The organism is Mammaliicoccus sp. J-M41 (genome assembly GCF_022385935.1).
Taxonomy (GTDB): domain Bacteria; phylum Bacillota; class Bacilli; order Staphylococcales; family Staphylococcaceae; genus Mammaliicoccus; species Mammaliicoccus sciuri_A.
Map to the genome: position 1 here is coordinate 1 of NZ_JAJNIR010000074.1, position 477 is coordinate 477.

Here is a 477-nt window from a genome sequence, read left to right on the forward strand (position 1 = left end):
TTAAATAGAAAAAATAATAAACCAATTAATCACAAAAAAGTACAAAGGATTATGCAAAAACATAATTTAAATTGTAAAGTACGAATGAAGAAATCGAAAAGACCAGGGAATGCATATTATAAGACACATAATCTATTAAATAGAAACTTCAAAGCAGAGAAACCTTTAGAAGTACTTTTAACAGATATCACTTATTTACCCTTCGGGAATACAATGTTGTATCTTTCATCTATCATGGATGCTTACAATGGTGAAATTGTGGCATATAAAATCGGTAATAAACAAAATCAAGAATTAGTAAATGAGACATTAAAACAACTTCAATTGGAACCAGGTACTATATTACATAGTGATCAAGGAAGTGTGTATACTTCTTATGAATACTATGCCCTATGTACAGAAAAAGGCATTACCAGAAGCATGTCCCGTAAGGGAACGCCAGCTGATAATGCCCCAATAGAATGTTTTCATGCCTCT

General features: G+C 31.2%; 1 protein-coding gene. It reads left to right on the forward strand.

Features of this window, described 5'->3' with window-relative positions:
• On the forward strand, positions 1 to 477 hold a 477-nt coding region (locus tag LQ686_RS13935), incomplete at both ends, for an IS3 family transposase (protein ID WP_107618429.1).